The sequence below is a fragment of the Ruoffia halotolerans genome (genome assembly GCF_014049385.1).
Classification (GTDB): domain Bacteria; phylum Bacillota; class Bacilli; order Lactobacillales; family Aerococcaceae; genus Ruoffia; species Ruoffia halotolerans.
Genome location: NZ_JACAOA010000006.1, coordinates 1 through 17878, shown reverse-complemented (window position 1 = coordinate 17878; position 17878 = coordinate 1). Strand labels below are relative to the sequence as shown.

General features: G+C 36.8%; 17 protein-coding genes. 2 read left to right on the top strand and 15 right to left on the bottom strand.

All coding sequences use genetic code 11. The features are described from left to right. Positions 1–18 precede the first annotated feature (18 nt). The 3 genes from rnr to secG form a co-directional block, all read right to left on the bottom strand. Positions 19–2367, bottom strand: a complete 2349-nt coding sequence (gene rnr, locus HW423_RS03250) for a ribonuclease R (RefSeq protein WP_218930517.1) — start codon at positions 2365–2367, stop codon at positions 19–21. A gap of 34 nt (positions 2368–2401) precedes the next feature. Continuing rightward, on the bottom strand, positions 2402–3151 hold the full coding sequence (locus HW423_RS03245; RefSeq protein ID WP_218930516.1) for an alpha/beta hydrolase: 750 nt from the start codon (positions 3149–3151) through the stop codon (positions 2402–2404). Positions 3152–3300: 149 nt separating this feature from the next. After that, positions 3301–3531 (bottom strand): preprotein translocase subunit SecG, encoded by a 231-nt coding sequence (gene secG, locus HW423_RS03240; RefSeq protein WP_138405485.1) that lies wholly within the window; start codon positions 3529–3531, stop codon positions 3301–3303. Between the two features lie 215 nt (positions 3532–3746). Here secG and HW423_RS03235 point away from each other — a divergent pair, with 215 nt between their 5' ends. Both HW423_RS03235 and HW423_RS03230 read left to right on the top strand, forming a co-directional pair. After that, positions 3747–4037: an ArsR/SmtB family transcription factor gene (locus tag HW423_RS03235; RefSeq protein ID WP_138405484.1), complete on the top strand. Its 291-nt coding sequence runs from the start codon at positions 3747–3749 to the stop codon at positions 4035–4037. Positions 4038–4066: 29 nt separating this feature from the next. Further along, positions 4067–4681 carry an NUDIX hydrolase gene (locus tag HW423_RS03230; protein ID WP_218930515.1) on the top strand — a complete coding sequence of 205 codons (615 nt, stop codon included), beginning with the start codon at positions 4067–4069 and terminating at the stop codon, positions 4679–4681. Positions 4682–4716: 35 nt separating this feature from the next. Here HW423_RS03230 and HW423_RS03225 read toward each other — a convergent pair whose 3' ends face one another. The 12 genes from HW423_RS03225 to HW423_RS03170 form a co-directional block, all read right to left on the bottom strand. Further along, positions 4717–5502 carry a PHP domain-containing protein gene (locus tag HW423_RS03225; RefSeq protein ID WP_218930514.1) on the bottom strand — a complete coding sequence of 262 codons (786 nt, stop codon included), beginning with the start codon at positions 5500–5502 and terminating at the stop codon, positions 4717–4719. A 158-nt stretch (positions 5503–5660) separates the two neighbouring features. Next, on the bottom strand, positions 5661–6548 hold the full coding sequence (locus HW423_RS03220) for an LPXTG cell wall anchor domain-containing protein (RefSeq protein ID WP_218930513.1): 888 nt from the start codon (positions 6546–6548) through the stop codon (positions 5661–5663). Positions 6549–6553: 5 nt separating this feature from the next. Continuing rightward, positions 6554–7048, bottom strand: a complete 495-nt coding sequence (locus HW423_RS03215; protein WP_218930512.1) for a hypothetical protein — start codon at positions 7046–7048, stop codon at positions 6554–6556. After that, positions 7008–7487, bottom strand: coding sequence for a hypothetical protein (locus HW423_RS03210; RefSeq protein WP_218930511.1), 480 nt, complete (start codon positions 7485–7487; stop codon positions 7008–7010). The genes HW423_RS03215 and HW423_RS03210 overlap by 41 nt, the downstream gene beginning before the upstream one ends. A gap of 186 nt (positions 7488–7673) precedes the next feature. Continuing rightward, the gene (eno, locus tag HW423_RS03205) at positions 7674–8975 is read right to left on the bottom strand and encodes a phosphopyruvate hydratase (RefSeq protein ID WP_218930510.1); all 1302 of its coding nucleotides are present in this window, start codon (positions 8973–8975) and stop codon (positions 7674–7676) included. Between the two features lie 105 nt (positions 8976–9080). Continuing rightward, the gene (gene gpmI, locus HW423_RS03200; RefSeq protein ID WP_218930509.1) at positions 9081–10610 is read right to left on the bottom strand and encodes a 2,3-bisphosphoglycerate-independent phosphoglycerate mutase; all 1530 of its coding nucleotides are present in this window, start codon (positions 10608–10610) and stop codon (positions 9081–9083) included. Continuing rightward, complete coding sequence (gene tpiA / locus HW423_RS03195; RefSeq protein WP_218930508.1) at positions 10610–11368, bottom strand: triose-phosphate isomerase; 759 nt, start codon at positions 11366–11368, stop codon at positions 10610–10612. Before tpiA ends, gpmI begins: the two co-directional genes overlap by 1 nt. A 33-nt stretch (positions 11369–11401) precedes the next feature. Next, positions 11402–12592, bottom strand: a complete 1191-nt coding sequence (locus tag HW423_RS03190) for a phosphoglycerate kinase (RefSeq protein WP_218930507.1) — start codon at positions 12590–12592, stop codon at positions 11402–11404. Positions 12593–12694: 102 nt separating this feature from the next. Beyond that, the gene (gene gap / locus HW423_RS03185) at positions 12695–13699 is read right to left on the bottom strand and encodes a type I glyceraldehyde-3-phosphate dehydrogenase (protein WP_218930506.1); all 1005 of its coding nucleotides are present in this window, start codon (positions 13697–13699) and stop codon (positions 12695–12697) included. A 28-nt stretch (positions 13700–13727) separates the two neighbouring features. Then, the gene (locus HW423_RS03180) at positions 13728–14774 is read right to left on the bottom strand and encodes a sugar-binding transcriptional regulator (protein WP_218930505.1); all 1047 of its coding nucleotides are present in this window, start codon (positions 14772–14774) and stop codon (positions 13728–13730) included. 318 nt (positions 14775–15092) lie between these two features. Continuing rightward, positions 15093–15692, bottom strand: a complete 600-nt coding sequence (gene clpP / locus HW423_RS03175; protein WP_218930504.1) for an ATP-dependent Clp endopeptidase proteolytic subunit ClpP — start codon at positions 15690–15692, stop codon at positions 15093–15095. A gap of 196 nt (positions 15693–15888) precedes the next feature. Further along, on the bottom strand, positions 15889–17733 hold the full coding sequence (locus HW423_RS03170) for a purple acid phosphatase family protein (protein WP_218930503.1): 1845 nt from the start codon (positions 17731–17733) through the stop codon (positions 15889–15891). Between the last annotated feature and the right edge of the window lie 145 nt (positions 17734–17878).

The window sequence follows — 17878 nt, the reverse complement described above, 5'->3', positions numbered from 1 at the left end:
CCTCATTTGCATCAAAGGCTATTTTTTCCGTTTTCTAATTTGGAATTTCTTGCCTTTTTTATTATTCCCTTTAGACGATTGTTTCGCAACCTGTTTAAAGGATTGTCTGTTGTTACTTTGTCTTTTAGGTTTACGACTTTTCTTCTCACTACGATTCTTATTCTCACTAATCACATGTTCTAAATCTTTGTTATCCGTTGGATACGATTCAATAAGTTTGAAATCGATCTCTCGGTCTTCAACACTTACGCGTTCAACCTCAATTAAGACTCTTTGACCAATTCGGTACACGTTGTTTGTGTTCTCACCAATAAGAATTAAATGTTGTTGATCATAACGGTAATAATCATCTTTCAATTCTTGCAATGAAATTAAACCTTCAACCGTATTATCTAATTGAATAAACATTCCAAATGACGTCACTGAACTTACAGTTCCCTCAAATTGTTCTCCAACTTTATCTAACATGTACTCTGCTTTCTTGAGTGCGTCCGTTTCACGTTCGGCATCTACTGCGCGACGCTCCATCTTAGAGGAATGTTCTGCAATGTCTGGTAATTTTTCAGAAATCTTTCTCTTTTGCTCTGAAGTTGGTGTTGCTTTTAAATATTTATGAATTAAACGGTGAACCATTAAATCTGGATAACGTCGAATCGGTGAAGTAAAGTGAGTATAATCTTTAGCAGCTAAACCGTAATGACCGAATGGTTCATCCGTATAACGTGCTTGTTGCATACTTCTTAACATCATCATCGATACCACTTCTTCATAAGGTGTATCAGATAATTCATTCAAAGCTTCTTGTAATTGTTTTGGTTTAATTGATTCAGCGCGACCTCTTAAGACCACACCAAACGCAGTTATAAACTCCGCAAAGTGTTGCATACGTTCTTCATCTGGTTGCTCATGGACACGGTAAATCATCGGCCAGTCTTTCTCCGTATATGTTCTTGCGATTGTCTCATTCGCTGCTAACATAAAGGACTCAATTAGTCTTTCTCCGACCCCTCTTTGGCGGTGAACGATATCTATTGGTTTCCCATCTTCATCAACAATAATTTGCGCTTCAGATGTTTCAAAGCTTAACGCTCCACGGTTTTGACGCATACCTTCCAGAATAAAGTGTAATTCGCTCATCTGATCCAGCATCTCAGAAATCTCATGGTATTCTCTTCTTAAATCTTCATCACCAGCAAGAATACCATTCACATCCGTATAAGTCATTCGATATGAAGAATTAATCACACTTAGGAAGATATCTTGATCCACGACGCGACCATTTGAATTAATGGTCATCTCACAAGATACAGTTAAGCGATCTTCATTCGGTAATAGCGAACAAATCCCATTCGATAATCTTTGTGGAAGCATTGGAACCACTCTATCTGTTAAGTAGACAGATGTCCCTCTGGCTAGAGCTTCCGAATCAATCGGTGAATTCTCGGTCACATAGTGAGAAACATCCGCAATATGCACACCTAAACGGTAGTTTCCATTATCTAGTTTTTTTAATGATATTGCATCATCTAAGTCTTTTGCGTCTGCCCCATCGATCGTAATAATTAATTCATCTCTTAAGTCACGACGCCCTTCAATATCCTTTGGATTGATATCTTGTTCAATCGCTTGTGCTTCCTCTAAGACTTGTTCTGGGAATTCTGATGGAATATTGAATTGATATAAGATAGCGAGAATATCGACACCTGGCGCATCTTTATGACCAATTTCTTTCGCAACTAAACCAGTTAAATTGTTAGGCTTCTCCATCGTTGGGTAATCTTTAATCTTAACAATTACAATCGAATGATTCACTGGTTTCAAGCCATCAGGTAATACTTCTACTTTCAATTCATCGCTGAATTTTCCTTGTGGAATGACAAAGCCTAAAAAACCAGTTGAGTCGCGCATTTCTTTATCATAGGCAACAAATTCACCAACGATTTGAGTTGATGCTCTTTCAACAATGTTATCTACACGAGCTTCTGACCCTTTACCTGTTGATGGATTGACATGTTTAATAATTGTTGCTTCAACGGTATCGCCGTCCATGGCATTTCCAACTTTTCCAGGTGGTACAAATAAATCCGGTTGCTCTGGATCATAATCAATAAAGCCAAATCCACGATCATTTCCACGGAAAGTTCCGACAGCCGTTTCTTTTTTAGTACTTTTCGCTTTAAAACGGCCTGTATCTGTTACTTCTAATTCATTGATTCGCTCTAAAAATGCTAAAGCTTTGACTAATTTCTTGAAATTTTTACTTCCTTGATAATTAAAATGTTGGGCGATTTCATTTGTTTGATAATTCCTATCTGGGTTCTGTTGTAAAAATTCTAAAATTCGTTGTTCTAATTTTGATAACCTCATAGTGCCCTCCTTCTGTACAATATTAATTGTACGACTATTTAAAACTTGTTATAAAGTCGAATAGTGCCGCTTCAAAATCTTTGCGATTTCGGTTCACTGTAATCACATGTGTGTTTTCTGGGAACCAATTGAAGTCCACTTTCGCGTTTACTAACGCATTTTGTAATTTTTCTGCATCTTCTTCATTAATCATCTCATCTTTACCAGATTGAGCAATGAAAAAGGGTTGATCGATATTTTCTAGTTGACCTTGGAATTCGCTTTTGAAAGCTTCAAGTTGCTTCATTTGGTCTCTATGCTTAGTGAGGATGCCGTCGATCTCTTGATTGTAATTATCTTCAGATGAGAAGCGTTTGAAGATCGCTTTCACATATGAAGTAAAATGTACTTCTACATCAATCGGATTCTCAGTGTATACAGGTGAGTTAAATACGCCCCCACCTTGAATAGCAAGTTTTGGTTGTGTCATTAACCATGTCGCGAATATACCACCCAGTGACAAACCAAAGACAAGTATTCTATCATACTCACCTTGCATGGCTTCAACCGCCTTAAGGGCTTGTTGCTTCAATGTAGTAATATCTGCATCCAAAATATCATTCACATCTTTTGTGGCATGTCCTTCAAATTTTGGACATAAGACGCCATAACCGTTGCGATTTAACTCTCTCGCTAATAGATTCATATCATTTGGTGAACCGGTATAAGCGTGGAATAAAATGATTCCAATTTCTTTATCCTCACCTTCATAATACTTTGCATCTTTTATTTCGTTTAATTTCAAGTATGAACCCTCCCAAAAACTTTATAAACAAAGTTTACATGATATTGATTAATAGTTAAACTAAATAGATTAAAAAAAGAACAAGTCCATATAGCAATCCATCAAGCACGAATTACTTTGAACATTGTTCTGATTAATTAATATATAACTTATTTACTTGATAAATAAGCCAATGTAATTGTTAAGACAAAGAATAAAATTCCTAAAATAGTTGTTGCACGAATTAAGAAAACTTCAAATCCTCTTGCACGTGTCTTCGGTTGTCCGTCATCGCCCCCACCGAGCATACTTGCTGCATTACTCTTAGATGGTTGCATAACAACAAAAATAATCATTAAAATTGCTACAATAATCAAAGCTGTAAGTAAAACTTGATACAAAGGTCTTACCTCCTCTATAAAATATCCATTACTCATAATATCATTTATTATATATATTATCAATTAATGTTCCTGCTAATAATCATTATACTGTAAATCCTAATTAACAATCAACCGCAATCTCACGAATTTATCATTCAATCATGCGACTTTCTTTGACACAACAAATTCAAACATGATAAATTATCAGTATTGATAAAGAATGGAGTAATCAAATGCAAAATGAAGAAAACATATTAGCGGTCAGTCGCTACTTTAAAATACTAAGTGATTATAATCGCTTATCAATTCTTTACTTACTCAAAGAACAAAAACACTCAGTCTCTGAGATTGTTGAAGCCCTACATTTAGAGCAATCAGCAGTATCTCACCAGCTAAAGATATTAAGAGACTCACGCCTCGTCAAAGCAGAGCGCCAAGGTAAGTCAATGATTTATGAATTAGACGATGATCATGTATTCACCATCCTTCACCAAATTGTTGACCACGTGCAAGAAAACGAATAAATCTAGTAAACTGAAAGGAAACGATCCCTATGTCGAAACAATGGTTAGAATGGGCCAAAGAATTACAAGCCCTTGCCCAAACCGGTCTTCACTACACAAAAGATGTTTATGATAAAGAACGATTCCAGAGAATCCGCGAGATGAGTTGGCAAATGCTCGCTACCTTAAACGATAGCGACCTTGAGGGCATCAAAGCGCTATTCCATACTGAAGACGGCTACCAAACGCCCAAGGTCGATACACGAGCTATTGTTTGGAAAGAGGATAGAATTCTTTTAGTCCAAGAGAATGACGGTCGTTGGGCTCTTCCAGGTGGTTGGATGGATATTACAGAAACTGTCTCCTCGAATGCCGAAAAAGAATTATTCGAAGAAGCTGGTGTGGTTGGTAAAGCAGACCGAATTATTGCCATCCATGACCATCACCGGCATAATGCTGTGAATCAAATTTTTACTATTATTAAAATTTTCGTGGAATGTCACTATATTAATGGAGAATTCAAAACAAACAGTGAGACAATTGGAATGGATTTTTTTGATATGGACTATTTACCGACATTAAATGATGGCAAAACGACATATGAACAATTAGAACTATGCTGGCGTGCGCATAAAGATGCATCATTTAAAATTGAATTTGATTAAAAAAGCCTTCTTGCCTCAGCAAGAAGGTATTATTTTTATTGAGGTATATCAACGTAATGAGCGATACCTTTTTGAAACACGACCAGTTTATTAATACCATGATTTCTTAACTTATTAAAAGCTTCTTCAAAACCTAACTGATAATCTCCTGCCACATGCGCATCAGAACTCACTGTGAACATATCCCCCCCAACACTTTTAAATAAATCAATCGCATAGTCATAAAGATGGTCATTATCATAACGATACATACTGCGAGTATTTAATTCTAAGGCTTGTCCATTAGAAACCATAGTTTCAAAGATTTGTAGAAGTAACTCTTCACTATCCTGTAAATCTTCTACTTTCACATTATCGTAACCTCTTAATCCAAAATCAAAATGCGCTAAAACATTCGCATATGGAGCGTTTCTAACGGCTTCAAGCATCAAACCAAAGTATTCCTCTAGATGTGTCTTCAAGTCCTTTACATCGTGGTTTAAAGTCATAAAACCATGTCTTCCGTTATGATGGATACTGAGTAATTTAATATCGTAGTCTTTTCCTGCTAAAAACTGCTCAATCTTATCTCGATCGGCATAAGTAAACCCAATCTCAATTCCTCGAAGTAGTCGATTATTAAATTTTTGGTTCAACTCCGCAATCTTCTTCGAATAACCTTCATAATCTGGAATCACATCATCATGCGACTGATTCTGACTATAGAAATCAATATGCTCTGTCGTTACAACAGGCAATTCACTTTGAGATAAATAATTCTCAAATTCCTCTTTCGAATCGGGAGAAAAATAAGTGTGTAAGTGTTGATCGTAATATTGCATAATAGCTCCTTTTCATCTGAATATACTATAATACGTTTGAAATAAATCCTCTTTAATTATATCGAAAATAAGCCATACTTCCAAATTCTTGCACTCTATTTAGGAGTTAAAAAATGGCATAATAAAAACCCTAGCGTTAACTAGCGGCGTGAAGTTCATTAAGCTTCTTTATTATTCACAAAGTAGTCTCTTAATAAGAGAGCAGCTCCAACTAGTCCAACAAGAGCAATCATAATATATGTGCTATAACTTGGTCTAGTTTCACCTGTATTCGGTAATGTCGGTGCTGTATTATCCTCATCTTCATCAGGAACTTGAGTCGATGTTGTACACACTCCGTATTCCTGAACTAAGACGTGACTTAATGCTTCTAAATTCTCTTCACCGTTCTGTAACCAAACGGTATACTCTTCCCATAATAATTCTTGGTCAGATATACGTTCCTTCAATGAAGCTTCCTCTAGATTATAACGGTTGATTAATTCTCCACGAATGTAAGCAATCGTATCTTCGAATACTTCTGGATAATCACGCAATGCCCAGTTATAAGCAGTACTTGGGTCTCCACCTTCTTCATTAATTTGCTCTATATATGAAATCCAAGTTGTTGCCGGAATCGCTTCGAATTGGTCTGGTGTCATTGGTGTTGACTCAATCATCACCGTTCTAATTCTTTCAAGTTCAGTTTCACCAGGTGTCGCTTCGTTGTCATCTTTAATCACGTTATGCTCGTCAATGAGACGTTGTGCTAATGTTTCAAAGTCTTCAGTGTTACCTGCATCAACCCATACTGAATATTCTAACCATAGTAAGTCAATATCCGATACTGAGTTTAAAGATTCCTCATTTAAATTATAGTCTAAAACTAAAGTTCCACGAATATAATTTAATGTATCCTCAAACACTTCTGGGTAATCTTCTATAGCCCAGTAATAAACGGTACTTGGGTCTCCACCACCTTCATTCACTCGATCTGCATACTCTAACCAGCTACTTGCTGGAATGGCTTCAAATTGGACATCTGTTAAAGGTGTTGCATCAATCATCGAAGTTAGATCGCTTCTAGACGTTCATCACCAGGCGATTCTTCGTCATCATCTTCAAGCACGTCATGCTCGTCAATGAGACGTTGTGCTAATGTGTCAAAGTCTTCAGTGTTACCTGCATCAACCCATACTGAATATTCTAACCATAGTAAGTCAATATCCGATACTGAATTTAAAGATTCCTCATTTAAATTATAGTCTGAAACTAAAGTTCCACGAAAATAATTTAATGTATCCTCAAATACTTCTGGATAATCTTCGACAGCATTATTATAAACTGTACTTGGGTCGCCATCACCTTCATTGACTTCATCAGCATAAGCTAACCAATCTTGAGCAGGAATAGCCTTAAACTGTTCATCTGTTAAAGGTGTAGAAGCTAACATCATTTCTTTCAATGCTTCTAATCGTTCATTATCATCTTGGTCATATTCTACTCCGTGGTCTTCCACTAAAGCATTAGCCAACGATGGTAAATCTTCTTGACCGCCTGCAGCCATCCAAATTTGATATTCTAACCATACATAATAAATCTCGATCACTTACAGTAATTAAACTTTGTTCATCAAGATTGTAGTTTTCAACCATTGCTGAACGGTAAATTGTTGCTTCTGGTTCAAATACTTCTGGATAATCTTTGATGGCCCAGTCATAAACTGCACTTGGGTCTCCTCCTTGATTATTACCTTGTTCAACATAAGCCAACCACGCATCTTCAGAGATTTTCGCAAATTGATCTTCTGTTATAGGTGTTGCATCTATCATTGAATGTTTAATTGCTTCGATATCACTCGCATTTGTTTCACTTGAAGCTTGAGCTTCTACAAGTGCTAAGTTACTTGCTAAACCGTCATTTGGTGCCAAAGGAGCAACATTTGCCAGTGCAGAAAGGGACAGAATTGCGAGAAGTTTTTTATTGAATTTTGTATTGATTTTCATTTTTTATATCCTCTTTAAAAATAGATATATATTTTCTTACTTCTCTACTATCTTTAGTATGCATGACAAGTATGACTATTTTATGAAGGTTTACTTAAAATTGTAAGTGTTTTCGGCATAAAAATTATGAACCACAAAAAAAGAGCAACTAGCTTAGCTAGTCGCCCTTTTCAACCTTGCAAATAATTATTTGTTATCTAAATTGTAGAATGCGTCTTTTCCGTCGTATGCTGCAACATCAGCTAACATATCTTCGATACGTAATAATTGGTTGTATTTAGCAACACGGTCAGTACGTGATAATGAACCAGTCTTAATTTGACCAGCATTAGTTGCAACAGCAATGTCAGAGATAGTTGTATCTTCTGTCTCTCCTGAACGGTGAGAAACAACTGCTGTATAGCCAGCTTTTTTAGCCATTTCAATCGCGTCAAACGTTTCAGTTAAAGTACCGATTTGGTTAACTTTGATTAAGATTGAGTTACCAACGTTTTCTTTGATACCGCGAGCAAGAACTTCAGTGTTTGTAACAAATAAATCGTCACCAACTAATTGAACTTTACTTCCTAAACGTTCAGTAAGTAATTTCCATCCGTCCCAGTCGTTTTCGTCCATACCATCTTCGATAGAGATGATTGGGTATTTGTTAACTAATTCTTCTAAGTAGTCGACTTGTTCTTCAGCAGAACGTTTTACTCCGTTTTCACCTTCGAATTTAGCATAGTTGTATACGCCATCTTCGTAGAATTCTGAAGAAGCAACGTCGAATCCTAAGAATACATCTTTACCTGGTTCTAAACCAGCTTTTTTAATTGCTGCTAAGATTGTTTCAACACCATCTTCTGTACCTTCGAAACGAGGCGCGAATCCACCTTCGTCACCAACAGAAGTTTCTAATCCACGTTCGCTTAATAATGATTTAAGTGCGTGGAAGATTTCAGCACCCCAACGTAGAGCTTCTTTGAAAGTTTCTGCTCCTGAAGGAATAATCATGAATTCTTGGAAAGCGATTGGTGCATCTGAGTGAGATCCACCGTTAATGATGTTCATCATTGGTGTTGGTAATAATTTAGTATTAAATCCACCTAAATATTGGTATAAAGGAATATTTAAGAAATCTGCAGCTGCACGTGCAACAGCAATAGATACACCTAAGATAGCGTTAGCTCCTAATTTACCTTTGTTTGGAGTACCATCTAACTCGATCATTAATTTATCAATGGCTTGTTGTTCTAATACATCATAGCCTAATAATGCTTCAGCGATTACGTTATTCACGTTATCAACAGCTTTAAGGACACCTTTACCTAAATAACGGTCTTTGTCTCCATCACGTAACTCAACAGCTTCGTGTTCACCAGTTGACGCACCTGAAGGTACGATTCCGCGACCAAATGCTCCGCTTTCTGTATAAACTTCTACCTCAACTGTAGGGTTCCCACGTGAATCTAAAACTTCTCTTGCATAAATATCTGTAATAAATGGCATAATTTATTCTCTCCTTTAATTTGTTAGGCATGAAGTGACTCCATACCTTACTCTTCTATTCTATAAATTATTCGCTCAAAAAGCAAAGCATATCGGATGTTTTGCTTATTTAATTAAACTTGTTCCTGTCATGTCTTCAGGTTTCTCAACACCAACTAAGTCTAGTAATGTTGGAGCAAGGTCAGCTAAGCGACCTCCGTCTCTTAATTCAACACCTTCCTTAGTCACAATCACTGGAACTGGGTTTGCTGTATGAGCTGTCATTGGATTTCCTTCGATATCAATCACTTCATCGGAGTTACCATGATCAGCTGTAATAATCGCAGCTCCACCTTTTTCAAGGATTAAATCAACCACAGCACCCAGACACTCATCTACTGCTTCAATAGCTTTCACAGTTGGTTCTAACATACCACTATGCCCAACCATATCAGGGTTAGCAAAGTTTAAGATAATCGCATCAATCGTTTCTTCGTTGATTTTTTGCACTAGGGCATCTTTTACTTCGTAAGCTGACATTTCTGGTTGTAAGTCATAAGTCGCTACTTTTGGTGAAGGGATTAGGACACGTTCTTCACCTGCGTACTCTTTATGACGTCCCCCACTCATAAAGAATGTAACGTGTGGATATTTTTCTGTCTCAGCAATTCTTAGTTGTGTCTTATCAGCATCTGCTAATACTTCCCCAACCGTATTGACTAAGTTTTCTTTTTTGAATGCAACTTCTGCTACAACCGTATCACTGTAAGGTGAGAAAGTTGTCATATAGTTGTCTGTTGGAGTTTCTCCACGTTCAAAATCGTTAAATCCAGGATTTGATAAGGCTGTAGCTAATTGAATTGCACGGTCAGGTCTGAAGTTGAAGAATACGATTGAGTCACCATCGTTTACTGTTCCAACTGGTTTGTCGTTTTCATCTTTAATTGTAAATGGAACAACAAACTCATCAACAACATCTTCTGCATAAGAACGCTCTACGCCTTCTTTAGCTGAAGTCGCTGTCTTACCTAAGCCATGAACGATTGCGTCATAAGCTAACTGAACACGTTCCCAACGATTATCACGGTCCATTGCATAGTATCGACCTGAGATTGTTGCGAATTTACCTACACCAATTTCTTCAAAAGCTTTCTCAGTATCTTCGATATATTTCACAGCTGTTCTAGGTCCAACATCACGACCATCAAGGAAACCATGAACATATACTTCTTCTAGTCCATGTTTTTTAGCTAATTTAACTAAAGCAATTAAATGTTCGTAATGTGAGTGAACACCACCGTCAGATAATAGCCCCATTAAATGTAAAGCAGTTCCTTTTCTTTTTGCTTCTTCAACAGCTTTAACTAATTCAGGTACTACGTAAAATGATTCGTCTTCAATCGCTAAATTAATACGAGTTAAAGTTTGATATACTATACGACCTGCACCAATGTTTAAATGACCAACTTCAGAGTTCCCCATTTGACCATCAGGTAAACCGACGTCCCGTCCTGATGCTTTTAATTGGTTATGTGGAAACTGGTTCCAATAACGATCAAAGTTAGGTTTATTCGCTGCTTTTACCGCATTACCCCTAACTTCATCGCGAATTGCGAATCCGTCTAAGATAATTAAGGCATATGGGATTTTACTCATTATTTTACTGCCTCCAATAATTCGATGAATGAATCAGCTTCTAGACTTGCTCCTCCAACTAATGCACCGTCAATATGTTCTTGTGCCATATATTCAGCAATATTATTTGGTTTTACAGATCCACCGTATTGAATACGTACTTTTTCAGCTGTTTCTTCTGATGTAACTTCTGCAATAGCTTTACGCACTACGCCACAAGTTTCATTTGCTAATTCAGCAGATGATGATTTACCTGTTCCGATTGCCCAGATTGGTTCATAAGCAACAACTAATGAAGCAATTTGTTCTTCAGTTAATCCTTCTAAAGCTGCTTTCACTTGACCAGAGACAAAGTCAGCTGTTTCTCCAGCTTCACGTTGTTCTAAAGTTTCTCCACAGCAAATGATTGGTAACATACCGTTACGTAGGATTGCTTTTGCTTTTTTGTTGATGTCTTCATCTGTTTCTCCAAAGTATTCTCTACGTTCAGAGTGTCCGATAATTACATATTCAACACCTAAATCAGCCAATGCTTTAGGACTTGTTTCCCCAGTGAACGCACCTTCATCTTCAAAGTAGCTGTTTTGAGCAGCTGTTCTTAATTCAGTACCTTCACTTAAACGTTTAATTGTTTCTAAAAATAGTGCTGGTGCACCTACGACAGAATCTACAGCATCCGCTGAAGGGATTTTCCCTTTAACTGCTTCAACAAAATCTGCAGCTTCTTGAGCTGTTTTGTTCATTTTCCAGTTACCAGCAATAATTGGTTTACGTGACATATACATACTCTCCTTATTTTAAAGTCTCAGTGGTTATTTTTCGTCGATTGAAGTAACACCTGGTAATTCAGTACCTTCTAGATAGTTTAATGAAGCTCCTCCACCTGTTGAGATGTGTGAGAATTTATCTTCATAACCTAATTGTGCGACTGCAGTTGCTGAATCTCCCCCACCAACAATTGTTGTCGCATCTTCTAGATTAGCGATGGCTTCACAAACACCAATAGTTCCTTTTGCGAATGCTTCCATCTCGAATACACCCATTGGACCATTCCATACAACTGTTCTAGCATCTTTTAATACATCTTCGAATACTTTAATAGATTCTGGTCCACAATCTAAGCCTTCCCAGTCAGCAGGAATATCATCTACAGAAACAACGTCTGTATTTGCGTCATTTGAGAAATCATCTGCAATAACGACATCTACTGGTAATACAATTTTGTCTCCAGCAGTTTCTAGTAATTCTTTTGCTAAAGGAATACGGTCTTCCTCTAATAAGGATTTTCCAACTTCTTTACCTTGTGCTTTTAAGAATGTGTAAGCCATTCCTCCACCGATAATTACTTTATCAGCTTTGTTTAATAATGATTCGATAACTTTAATCTTATCAGATACTTTCGCACCACCTAAGATAGCAACGAATGGACGTTCAGGATTATCAACTGCGTCTCCTAAGAATTTTAATTCTTTTTCAACTAAGAATCCTACAGCAGAGTCTAAGTTTGAAGCAATTCCTACGTTTGATGCGTGAGCACGGTGAGTTGTTCCGAATGCATCGTTTACGAATAAGTCACCTAATGAAGCCCAGTATTTACCTAATTCTGGATCATTCTTAGATTCTTTCTTACCTTCTAAATCTTCGTAGCGTGTGTTTTGAACTAATAAGACGCCACCTTCAGATAAGTTAGCTACTGCTTCTTCTAATTCTTTTCCACGTGTTTTGTCTGAGAAAAGAACTTCTTTATCTAATAACTCGCTTAAACGTTTTGCAACTGGTTCTAAACTGTTGTTAGCTTTATCTTCTTCAGTTTTAATACGTCCTAAGTGAGAGAACAATACTACTTTTGCATTGTTTTCTATTAAATAATTGATTGTTGGTAAAGCCGCTTCGATACGGTTATCGTTAGTGATCTTTCCATCAGCCATAGGTACGTTGAAGTCAACGCGGACTAAGACTGTCTTACCGTTTACTTGAATATCATTTAAAGTTTTCTTTGCCATTATATATCCTCCTATATAAAGTCCTTAAAAAATAATAGCGGGGAAGCTTAAGCCTCCCCGCTATTTTGGATAGACGCTTAGGTTTAAACGCTATGCAATTAATTATAGTTTAGCGAAGTATTCTAAAGTACGAACCATGTTTCCTACGAAACCAGCTTCGTTGTCATACCAAGCAACAGTTTTAACTAATTGAGATCCGTCAGCTGCTTCTTGGATTTCAGTTAATGTAGCATCAAAGATTGAACCTGCATGAGTTGAAATAATATCTGAAGAAACAATTTCATCTTCATTATACGCAAATGAATCGTTTGAAGCTTTTTTCATAGCTGCGTTGATTTCTTCTACAGTTGTGTTTTTCTCTAATAATGAATAGAAGATTGTGTGTGAACCAGTGATTGTTGGAACACGTAATGCTGATCCATCTAATAATCCATTAACTTCTGGGATTACTTTACCGATTGCTTTTGCAGCACCAGTAGATGTTGGAATGATGTTTTGTGCAGCAGCACGTCCATCACGGAAGCTTCCGCTTGGTGAATCTTGTAAAACTTGTGATGCAGTGTAAGCATGAACTGTAACCATGTTACCAGCTTTAATTCCATATTCATTATGTAATACATTAACTACTGGAGCTAATGAGTTTGTTGTACATGATGCTGCTGAAATAATAACATCATCAGAAGATAAGATATCTTCGTTAACGCCGAATACAACTGTTTTAGTCTCTGCATCTTTAGCTGGTGCAGAGATAACTACACGTTTAGCACCTGCATTAATATGCGCTTGTGATTTTTCAGCTGAAGTGTAGAATCCAGTACTTTCGATAACGATATCTACTCCAAGGTCTCCCCATGGTAAGTTGTTAGCGTCTTTTTCAGCAAATACTTTAATTTCTTTACCGTCAACGACTAAACTTTCACCTTTTAATTCAACATCATGATCAAAACGACCGTGAGCTGTATCATATTTTAATAAGTAAGCTAAGTTATCGTTATCAGTTAAATCGTTAACTGCAACAACCTCTAAATCTGCGTTTGTTTCTAAAATACGACGGAATACTAAACGTCCGATACGTCCAAAACCATTAATACCAACTTTTACTGCCATAAAAAAATTCCTCCTTAAGGATTTTATTTCAAAGGGTCTCCCCATTTAAAACCATATTTGCTAAACCTTCATCACAGATTAACCATCCATGACTGGGGGCTTTTTGAAAGAACGCTTCTACAGCTTTCGCCTTAGAAGATCCTCCCACGATCGTAAGTAACAAAGGTATATTAGATAAATCTTTAAATTTCAACCCTATCCTAGGATATCGTAAAACCGTTTCTCCATAAGAATCGAAAAATATACCAAATGCTTCTCCAACGGCGTGTCCACTTTCGATAATTTCTTGTTGTTCGTCTGTAATCTCTCTACGTTCCGCCATTACATTAGCAGTTCCTATACTCAATAACAAGCAATTTGCACTTTTACTCATGTCAATGACATCTTTAATCATTGGATCTTTGAGAAGTATCTCCGATGTTTCTTTACCTAAGTTCTCAGGTATAAACAACGGAATATACTTAGAGCTTGTTCGCTGGGCCATTAAGCTTCCCACGCTATTTGATTGGATGTTAATCGAACTCCCCAATCCTCCACGTGAAGGAACGAATGTAATACTTCTTCCATCTGATAATTCTGGTGTGAATGATTCTGCTACTTTAGATAAAGTAAATCCACCTGTAACGGCAACCACATTATCACCTTTAGGTAAGTGTTTGTCCAAAATTAAATGAACGACTTGACCTAAGAACTGATAAACTGATGCATCTTTATCTGCATCACCTGGTACAATCCGACAATGTTCAATATTAAGCTTTCTCTTTACAGCTTCTTCCACTTCGTAAAACTTATGTTGTTGTTGATTAAGCACATGCTCATCAATCATCACAATAAGGTCTCTGCCTTGTTGTGTTAATTTTACACCACTACGGTTTACGGATACGAGTGATTGACTTTTTAGCATCTCTAATATCGTTCTTACCGTTCTTTCAGTGAAATTAGTCTGTTGTGAAATAAACTTACGACCAATTCGATTGTTTACATCATCCAAAACACGTAACACTGCGAGCCTCTCAGCTAACAAATCACTCATTTCAGGAACAATTGACTGAATAATTGTGAATATATCGGCCATTAATCCCCTCCTAGATGGTCAATTGACGACCATTAGATACAGAGCTACAACTCACTCAGAAAATCAAAATGAGTCTCACACCATGATTTTATCATAACATGACTTGAATCTCCTTGCAACTGTAAAGCTCTTTATCTTGGTAAAAAAGCACCCCATTAGGTCACTATGTGTCCAACGTGATTATTCAATTCTCAATTACTAAGGAAAAAACTAAAAAATACGCCCGTACAATGCTATTATCGCACGAAATACATACGTATTGCGAGTAATATCCATTGAACGGACGTATAAATTATAGATTATTTATCTATATCATATTTATTTTTTATTTAATGATTTGCTACTTTCCATGATTCCATCAATTAAGCCGTATTCAAGTGCTTCTTCAGCTGTTTTGAAATTATCACGATCAGTATCTTGCTCGATGACTTCAATTGGTTGGCCAGTTTTGTCACTTAAGATTTGATTTAAACGCTCACGAGTTTTAAGTATATGACGAGCAGCAATTTCAATCTCTGTTGCTTGTCCTTGTGCGCCACCTAATGGTTGGTGAATCATTACCTCAGCATTTGGTAAAGCCCAGCGTTTACCTTTCTCTCCAGCTGCTAATAAAACTGAAGCCATTGATGCTGCCATACCGATAACAATTGTTTGTACATCTGCATTAATAAAGTTCATTGTATCGTACATAGCCATCCCAGCTGTGACACTCCCACCTGGTGAGTTAATATATAGGAAGATATCTTTTTCTGGATCTTGTGCATCCAAGAATAAAAGTTGAGCAATCACTGAGTTTGCTACGTTATCATCGATTTGACCACTTAACATAATAATTCTGTCTTTTAATAAACGTGAATATATATCATAAGCACGTTCTCCACGTGATGTTTGTTCTATTACTGTAGGTACTAAATTCATAGTATTCCTCCTTCGCGAATTTAAAGCTGTTAAACAACTTTCTAACCAAGTATAACTCATAGGTCAATAAAGGTCAAGAATATAACTTCATAAGATTCGTTGCCTTATTTAGCCCTCATACAGACCTACAAATATTTCTAAATAAAGAAGCTGAGTTTTTATACTCAGCTTCTGACTACTTATATAGTTACCTTGATTATTCTGCAGACTCTTCTGATTCTTCTGAACTTTCTTCTGAAGCTGACTCTTCTGAAATTTCTTCGGTTGATTCTTCTTCTGAAGCTGCTTCTTCTGTACTTTCTTTTGTTGTTTCTCCACCTTTAGTAATTCCGAACGAGTGAACGATTGATACTTTACGTTCTTCACCTTCGTGTAAGTTACCTTCGATTTGATAGATATCTACTCTTAATTCATTTCCACTTACAGTATATGCAGCGAAGTTTTGAACTGCTGAGTCACGGTTGTTTGAGTGACTCGTTTCAAATGCATCTGATTCTTGTGGTTGTCCACCAAATGCGAATAAGTTGTTGTAGTAGTCAACATCTTCTTGAGTCATCCAATCTAACTTAGGACGAACAGTGTGAATGTGTTCTACACCTTTAGCATAGATATCGTCATACTCTTTAGTACCACCAGTGTTTGGTAATACGAAGATTGTTCCTTGAGGATTTACGTAATACTCTACGTCACCTTCTGTAGTAATTTCAGCTTCGTCCACAACACCGTTAGAGAAATTCTCATCAGTTGAAACATAGTTTAATGGTTTAGTGCGTGAAATTACGTGGTCATGACCTTGTAAAGCTAAATCGATATCTAACTCGTCAATTAATTCCATGAATTCTTCACGAACTAATTGAACATCTGTATCTTGTAATGAGTGATAAGATTTAGAGTATAGTGGTTTGTGGTAAGATAATACAACCCACTCAGCACCATTCGCACGAGCTTCCTCAACGTCATTTCTGATCCAATCAATTTGTTCTTGTCCTAAAGCTTTACCTTCTGAATTGTCTTCAGATTCTTTGTTGTCGTTTGTGTTTGCTACAACAAAGTGAACACCGTTGTAATCGAATGAGTAGTATGACCCACCATCAACTGCATCGTTTTCAGCTGGAACGTTAATATGTTCATTAAATTTAGTTGTTAATTGAGGATCACCATATGATAATGCATACTCATCGTGGTTACCTGCTGCAACAGCGAATGGTACTTGTAAGATAGACTCTTTAGATTGCTCTAAGATGTCAATCCACTCATCTTCAACTTCTGCAACTTCAACCACGTCACCTGTATGTAATACGAAATCTGCTTCAGTTTCTTCTAAAGCAGTAGCAACAGTGTCAGCACCAAATGCTGCTTCGTTATATACATGCTCATTCCAGTATGCGTTTTGAGTATCAGTATATTGTACGAATGTAAATTCTTCTCCTGCTTCACCAGCAGTTGTGAAAGTACCTACTTCACTTGTTTCTCCTACTTCACTACCTACTTGATAGTAGTAAGTTGTGTTTGGCTCTAAGCCTTCTGCCTTTGCTTTATATGAATATTCTGTCACTTCTACTAAATCCATCGATCCAACAGCTGAACCTGAAGTCCATTCTGGACCTGAAACATTCTCGTCAGTATAGTATCCGTTAACTTGTGGTTCGCCGTTTTCGTCAGTGACTACTTCGCCTTCTTCATCATATTCGATGTCAGCAAAGATAAAGTAACCATTCTCATCACGTTCACCATAAGTGTTTACTACTTCTTCTGCAGTCGCTTCAAATTCTAAGGCGTCACTTAAATCTTCATTAGTAGAAACCCAAACTTTAGCATCTTCAGCTAATTCAGTTGTGTACCAGTTGAATCCCATTTGCGTACTAGGATCACCATTAAATGTGGTAATAAGACGGTTTGGCGTATTATTAGGTGTTACCTCTGCTACAGTTGGCTTTTCTTCACTTAGTTCAATATCTTGTGCTAATGTCGCTACTGGTGAGAGTAATTGAGCAGCAATTAATGATCCAGTGATTAATTTCTTAAGACTTAAATTTTTCATTCTTTGAAATCCTCCTCATATATTTATAAGCTATCCACAGTGCTTATAAATATAGTTTATCAATCCATTGTAAATACAATGTAAATTCTATGTAAATGTGACGTAAACTTTACAAAGTTTTATAAATACAGTGTTTTATACTATT